Annotated in this window: 6 protein-coding genes; 5 read left to right on the forward strand and 1 reads right to left on the reverse strand. The window is 71.1% G+C overall.

The genetic code is table 11. The annotated features are described in order from the left end of the window. Positions 1-113: 113 nt before the first annotated feature. Complete coding sequence (locus tag BHU15_RS35825; RefSeq protein ID WP_069630921.1) at positions 114-980, reverse strand: phosphotransferase enzyme family protein; 867 nt, start codon at positions 978-980, stop codon at positions 114-116. 177 nt (positions 981-1,157) lie between these two features. Between BHU15_RS35825 and BHU15_RS35830 the strand changes: the two genes are divergently transcribed. From BHU15_RS35830 to mgt, 5 genes are all read left to right on the forward strand, one after another. Further along, positions 1,158-2,120: a carbohydrate ABC transporter permease gene (locus tag BHU15_RS35830; RefSeq protein WP_069630922.1), complete on the forward strand. Its 963-nt coding sequence runs from the start codon at positions 1,158-1,160 to the stop codon at positions 2,118-2,120. Further along, a complete protein-coding gene (locus tag BHU15_RS35835) occupies positions 2,117-2,956 on the forward strand; it encodes a carbohydrate ABC transporter permease (protein ID WP_069630923.1) in 840 nt (279 codons plus the stop codon). Before BHU15_RS35830 ends, BHU15_RS35835 begins: the two co-directional genes overlap by 4 nt. Then, on the forward strand, positions 2,956-4,272 hold the full coding sequence (locus BHU15_RS35840) for an ABC transporter substrate-binding protein (protein WP_069630924.1): 1,317 nt from the start codon (positions 2,956-2,958) through the stop codon (positions 4,270-4,272). The genes BHU15_RS35835 and BHU15_RS35840 overlap by 1 nt, the downstream gene beginning before the upstream one ends. A 326-nt stretch (positions 4,273-4,598) precedes the next feature. Beyond that, positions 4,599-5,396, forward strand: coding sequence for an ErmE/ErmH/ErmO/ErmR family 23S rRNA (adenine(2058)-N(6))-methyltransferase (gene erm, locus BHU15_RS35845; protein ID WP_069630925.1), 798 nt, complete (start codon positions 4,599-4,601; stop codon positions 5,394-5,396). A gap of 15 nt (positions 5,397-5,411) precedes the next feature. Next, positions 5,412-6,617: a macrolide-inactivating glycosyltransferase gene (gene mgt, locus BHU15_RS35850; RefSeq protein WP_069630926.1), complete on the forward strand. Its 1,206-nt coding sequence runs from the start codon at positions 5,412-5,414 to the stop codon at positions 6,615-6,617. Positions 6,618-6,687 lie beyond the last annotated feature (70 nt).

Raw genomic sequence — 6,687 nt, forward strand, 5'->3', positions numbered from 1 at the left:
CCCAGCCCGCCCGGCGTTTGAGGGCACGGCCGAAGGCCGTACGGGGCCCGGGGCGGAGCCCCGGTTGAGGGAAGGGGCGGGTAGGGGAACAGGCCCCGCGCAGCGGCCCCCCGTCAGAAGGGGTACCAGCGCACCTCGGCGTCCCCGTCCCGCAGCGAATCGACCCGCCGCCGAAACTCCGCCAACGCCTTCGGATTCGTCGGCGCGTGCTGCGACACCCACGCACAACTCGCCGTCTCCCGCGCCCCGCGCAACACACCACAGCCCGCCCAGCCACGCACATCCCACCCGTACCCGTCCGTGAACGCGTCGTACGCCTCCGACGCCATCCCGTACCGGTCACGGGACAACGCCATCACCACCAGGTCGTGCTCCCGCAGATCCGTGGAGAACGTCTCCAGGTCGACCAGGACCGGCCCGTCCGGCCCGACATGGACGTTGCGGGGGAGCGCGTCGCCGTGGATCGGACCCGGCGGCAGCTCCGGGGTGAGCGCCGCCGCAGCGGCGGCGAAGCCGTCCCTGCGCGCCCGCAGATAGTCGGCGTCGGCCGGGTCGATCGCGTCCCCCGCGATCCGCAGCCACCGCTCCACCCCGCCGAGCAGTTCCCTGCGCGGCAGTTCGAACGGCGGCGCGGGCAGCGCGTGCACGAGCCGCAGCAGCGCCGCGAGGTCGGCGGGGCCCGCGGGGCGTACGGCGTCGGGCAGCCGCCGCCAGAGCGTCACCGGGTGACCGTCCACCGTACGGGCCTTGGGTTCCGCCGCCCGTACGGCGGGCACGCCGCTCTCCGCCAGCCAGTCGGCGACGGCCAGTTCACGCTCCGCGCGCTCCCGCAGCTCCGGGGCCTCGGCGAGGCTTCGGCCGACCTTGACGACCAGCTCGCCGACGCCGAACACCGCGTTCTCGCCGAGCGCGAGCAGTTCGGCGCCGGATGCCGAGAGCCCCGTGGCGTCCAGTACGGCCCGCGCCCCTGCCTCGTCCATCGAACTCTCCTGTCCCTTCCGGCCGGTTCCGGCCGGATCGGATCGGCCCGATTGGCCGGATCGGCCCTCAGTCTCGCATTCACGCAGGTTGGCTTGACGAACCCCTCGCCCGTCAGCACGATGACGGGGGCCGCCGGGGCGGCCATCCCCACAAAGCCGCCCGAAGGAGCCGAATCCGTGACACTGGCGACCGCGAAGACGCGGTCCGGCACAAGCAGGAACGGCAGGCGCGGGAGAGGCGGCCCGGAGGGCGGACCGCCACGGGAGAAGGTGATCGACCGCGGCGCCTGGTTCCTGGTGCTCCCGGCCCTGATACCGATCCTCGTCCTCAGCGTCGGCCCGCTCCTCTACGGCATCACCCTCGCCTTCACCGACGCGCAGTCCGGCCGCACCGAGCCCACCGAGTGGATCGGGACGCTCAACTTCCAGGACCTGTACCACGACACCCTGTTCTGGGAGTCCTTCCGCATCGGCCTGCTGTGGGCGGTCGGCGTGACGGTCCCGCAATTCGTGCTCGCGCTCGGCCTCGCCCTGCTGCTGAACCAGCGGCTCCGCTTCCGCTGGCTCGCCCGCGCCCTGGCGATCATCCCCTGGGCCATGCCCGAGGTGGTCGTCGGCATCATGTGGCGCCTCGTCTACAACGCCGACGCCGGAATCCTCAACGAGACGATCCGCGACCTCGGCCTCGGTGACGGCCGCGACTGGCTCACCGGCCTCGCCACCGCCCTGCCCGCCGTGATCGTCGTCGGCATCTGGGCGGGCATGCCGCAGACCACGGTCGCGCTGCTCGCCGGACTCCAGAACACCCCGGACGAGCTGCACGAGGCGGCGGCGCTGGACGGCGCGGGCGCCTGGCGCCGGTTCCGTACGGTCACCTGGCCCGCGCTCAAGCCGGTCGCGCTCGCCATCACGGCGCTCAACTTCATCTGGAACTTCAACTCCTTCGCCCTGGTCTACGTGCTGACCAGCGGCGGTCCCGGCGGCCGTACCCGGCTGCCCATGCTCTTCGCCTACGAAGAGGCATTCCGCTACGGCCAGTTCGGCTACGCCGCCGCCATGGGCTGCGTCATGGTCGCCGTGATCTCGGTCCTCCTCGCCTTCTACCTGGTGGGCCGTCTCAAGGCGGAGGAGGAGAAATGAGTCTCCGTACCAGCAGACCCGCACGCGCCGGGCAGTACCTCGCCCTCCTGTGCTACCTCGTCTTTCTCGCCTTCCCCTTCCTCTGGCTGATCTCCACCGCCTTCAAACCGGCGCCCGAGCTGGGCAGTCTGCATCCCACCTGGATCCCCGACAGCCCGACCCTGGAGAACTTCCGGCAGGCGTTCGACGAACAGCCGCTGCTCAGGGCCGCCGGCAACAGCCTCACCGTCGCGCTCTCCGCCGCGCTGATCGCCGTCGTCATCGCGACGCCGATGGCGTACGTGATGGCCCGGCAGCGCGGCAGGCTCGCGACGGCGGCCACCGGCTGGGTCGTGGTCAGCCAGGCGTTCCCGTTCGTCCTGGTGATCATCCCGCTCTTCCTGGTGCTGAAGAACCTCCATCTGATCAACTCCCTGTTCGGGCTGATCATGGTGTACGTGGTGTGGTCGCTGCCGTTCGCGCTGTGGATGCTGGTCGGCTATGTACGGGCCGTACCGGCCGAGTTGGAGGAGGCGGCGGCCGTCGACGGCGCGGGCCGGCTCCGTACGCTCGTCTCGGTCACGGCCCCGCTGCTGGCGCCGGGCATCGTCGCCACCGCGATGTTCGCGTTCATCACGGCCTGGAACGAGTTCTTCTTCGCGCTCGTCCTGCTCAAGTCACCGGAGAAGCAGACACTGCCGGTGATCCTCACGCACTTCCTCGGCGCCGAGGGCGTCGCCGACCTGGGACCGCTCGCCGCTGCGGCGTTCCTCGCGACGATTCCCTCGCTCGCCATCTTCGCGATCATCCAACGACGGATCACGGGCGGCATGCTCGCCGGGGCGGTGAAGACCTGATGCGTACGACAACCCGGCTGGTGGCCGCGGCGGCGACCACTGTTCTGCTGATGAGCGGCTGCTCCGGCTCCGACGGCGATGCGGCGGACGGCCGGATCACCCTGCGCTTCCAGTCCCTGGCCTGGCAGGACGAGTCGGTGGCCGTCAACAAGGAACTGGTGAAGGAGTGGAACGCCGCCCACCCCGATGTGCGCGTCGAGTATGTGCAGGGCAGTTGGGACAGCGTCCACGACCAGTTGCTCACCTCCTTCGAGGGCGGTGAGGCGCCCGACATCATCCACGACGCCTCCGACGACCTCGCCGACTTCGCGTACGGCGGCTATCTCGCCGATCTCGACGGGCTGCTGCCCGACCGGCTGAAGCGGGACATCCCAGAACAGAGCTGGGGGACCACGAAGTTCGGCGACGGGGTGTACGGCGTGCCGTTCCTCCAGGAGCCACGCGTGCTGATCGCCAACAAGAAGATCCTTGAGGCGTCCGGCGTCCGGATCCCGACCGTCGAACAGCCCTGGACTTGGGCGGAGTTCAGGTCGGCGGCCAAGGAACTGACGGCGGGGGAGGGGCGGCAGCCGGCGGCGGGGCAGGCGGAGTACGGGGTGGCCTGGCCGCTGAAGGACCCGGTCTCGGCGACGCTCAACCTCAGCCGGTCCACCGGCGGGCAGCTGTTCCACCGGGGCGCGGACGACAAGGTGACGATCCGGTACACCGGGGCCGACGCCGAGGTCCCCGCCGTCATCCACGACCAGGTCAACAACGACGGCAGCGCGTCGGGCGCCACGCTCGGCATGGGCGGATCGGACACGCTGCCGGGGTTCTTCGGGGGCAAGTACGCGATGGTGCCCCTCGGCTTCTCGTACCGCCAGCAGATCATCCAGCAGGCGCCGAAGGGCTTCGAGTGGACGGTGCTGCCCGCGCCCGCCGGGGCCGACGGCGCGACGCAGGGCGTCAGCCCGCAGACGCTGTCGGTCGCCGAGGACACACGGCACAAGGAGGAGGCCGTCGCCTTCATCGACTTCCTGCTCCGGCCCGAGAACATGGTCCGGCTCGCCCAGGGCGACTGGATGCTGCCCACGGGTACGGCGGCGCTCGCCGATCCCTCCCTGCACACGGCCAAGGACGGCTGGTCGACCGGCGCCGCGCTCGCCCGCGACCTGCTGCCGGCGCCCGCGCAGACGGTGCGCGGCTACCCGGAGTGGAAGGACAAGGTCGCGACCCCGGCGCTCCAGGAGTACTACAGCGGCGCGATCGACCGCGCCGAGCTGGAGAAACGCCTGGTGAAGGACGGCAATCTGGTGCTGGCCCGCTACCAGCGCTGACCTCCGCCGGCCTCCTGGGCGGAGAAAAAACCGAGTTGTGCGAGACGGTCCGGTCCGTCTAGCGTTTGTGTCATGGGAAGCACTTGCGTGGCGATCGTAAACATCCGCTCCTTCCGGGGCTCCGTCGCCGCCTTCACCCGGCTGCGGCGCGTCCCCGGCGCCCTGACCGGACCGGGGATCCTCGACCGCTGACATACGGCGTCCCCGCGCGCACCGACCCCCGCGATCCGTCACCGTTGATCCGTGGTCCGTGCGCCGCTTCACCCTGCTCCGGTCAGGGCCTTCGTCTGCCCACGAAGCCCTTTCAAGGAGACAGGACGCAGGCCATGGCCCGCAGCAGGCAGCAGCACGGATCCCGCACGCTCTCGCAGAACTTCCTCGTCGACCGCGCCACCACGGCCCGCTTCGTACGCGCCGCCCGCCCCGACCCGGCCGGGCTGCTGCTCGAAGTCGGCCCCGGGAAAGGCGCGTTGACCACAGTCCTCGCACCGCACTGCCGCGAGCTGCGCGCGTACGAGATCGACCCCGGGCTGCTCCCCGGACTCCGCGCCGCCCTCGGCGCCGCACCTCATGTACGCGTCTACGAGCGGGACTTCGTCGGCGTCCCCCCGCCCCGCGAACCCTTCGCCGTCGTCGGGAACGTGCCCTTTTCGCGTACCGCCGACATCGTCGACTGGTGTCTGCGCGCGCCCGCGCTGACCGACGCCACGCTCATCACCCAGCTCGAATACGCCCGCAGGCGCACCGGCGACTTCGGGCGCTGGTCGCTGCGGACGGTGCTGACCTGGCCGCAGGTCGAGTGGCTGCTGCTCGGCCGGATCGGGCGGCGGGAGTTCCGCCCGGTGCCGCGCGTGGATGCGGGCATCCTGCGGATCGAGCGGCGCCCGCGCCCGCTGCTGCCGGCCGCCGAACTCGCCGACTACCGGCGGCTGGTGGAGGCCGGCTTCTCCGGGGTCGGCGGATCGCTGTACGCGTCGCTGCGCCGGGCCGGGCATCCGCGCCGGCGGGTGGACCGGGCGTTCGCCATGGCGCGCGTCGACCGCGCCGAGATCGTCGCCTTCGTGCCGCCACCGGCGTGGCTCACCCTGCACCACGAGCTGAACGAGACGTCTCGTCTCGTTTGATGCTACGGTGTGGGCATGACCTCACCACAGCGTGCCCACATCGCCATGTTCTCCATCGCCGCCCACGGGCACGTGAACCCGAGCCTCGAAGTCATCCGGGAACTCGTCGCCCGTGGGCATCGCGTCAGCTACGCGATCCCCGCCTCCTTCGCCGAGAAGGTGGCCGCCACCGGCGCCGAGCCGGTGATCTACACCTCCACCATCCCGACCGACGACGACCCCGACGCCTGGGGCACCGAGCTGATCGACAACCTGGAGCCGTTCCTGGCCGACGGGATGCAGTCGCTGCCCCGCCTGGCCGAGGCGTTCGAGGACGACCGGCCCGATCTGGTGATCAGCGACATCACCTCGTACCCGGCGCCGATCCTGGCGCACCGGTGGGGCGTGCCGTATCTCCAGCTCTCACCCAACATGGTGGCCTGGGACGGTTACGAGGAAGAGGTCGGCGCCGCCCAGATCGCCCAGCTCAACGAGTCCGAGCGGGGCAGGGCCTACCGGACCCGCTTCCAGTCATGGCTGGACGAGAACGGGATGGACCTCCCGATGGACCGGTTCGTCGTCCGTCCCGAGCGCTCGATCGTGCTGATCCCCAAGGCACTTCAGCTCTTCGCCGACCGGGTGGACGAGTCGGTCTTCACCTTCGTCGGCGCGTGCCAGGGGGAGCGGGCCGACCAGGGGGACTGGGAGCGGCCCGCCGGCGCCGAGAAGGTGCTGCTGGTCTCACTCGGCTCGGCCAACACCAAACAGCCCGGCTTCTACCGCGCCTGCGTCGAGGCGTTCGGCGATCTGCCGGGCTGGCATGTCGTCCTCCAGATCGGCAAGTTCGTCGATCCGTCCGAACTGGGCGAGATCCCCGGCAACATCGAGGTCCACCCCTGGGTGCCACAGCTCGCCATCCTCAAGAAGGCGGACGCGTTCATCACCCACGCGGGTGCCGGCGGCAGCCAGGAGGGCCTCGCCACCGGCACCCCGATGCTCGCGATCCCGCTGGCCGTCGACCAGTTCGGCAACGCCGACACGCTCGTCCAACTCGGCGTCGCCCGCCGGCTTTCCATGGCGGACGTGACGGCCGATGCGCTGCGGGAGGCGGTCACGGCGCTCGTGGCGGACCCCGAAGTCGCCCGCAGGGGCGGGGAGATCAAGCAGGACATGGCCAAGGAGGGCGGCACGCACCAGGCGGCCGACATCATCGAATCGGCGCTGCCGGCCCGGACCGCCTGACGCCCGCGACGGCGCCGTACGCCCGGCCCGGGGGAGACCGGTCGGGCGTACGGCGCCGTACCACTCGCGG

The sequence above is a fragment of the Streptomyces niveus genome, assembly GCF_001723055.1.
Classification (GTDB): domain Bacteria; phylum Actinomycetota; class Actinomycetes; order Streptomycetales; family Streptomycetaceae; genus Streptomyces; species Streptomyces niveus.

Bases quoted from the DNA above. Each gene is read 5' to 3' on its own strand.
- BHU15_RS35835 (WP_069630923.1), top strand. From the start codon at position 2,117: ATGAGTCTCCGTACCAGCAGACCCGCACGCGCCGGGCAGTACCTCGCC.
- mgt (WP_069630926.1), top strand. From the start codon at position 5,412: ATGACCTCACCACAGCGTGCCCACATCGCCATGTTCTCCATCGCCGCC.
- BHU15_RS35840 (WP_069630924.1), top strand. From the start codon at position 2,956: ATGCGTACGACAACCCGGCTGGTGGCCGCGGCGGCGACCACTGTTCTG.
- erm (WP_069630925.1), top strand. From the start codon at position 4,599: ATGGCCCGCAGCAGGCAGCAGCACGGATCCCGCACGCTCTCGCAGAAC.
- BHU15_RS35825 (WP_069630921.1), bottom strand. From the start codon at position 980: ATGGACGAGGCAGGGGCGCGGGCCGTACTGGACGCCACGGGGCTCTCG.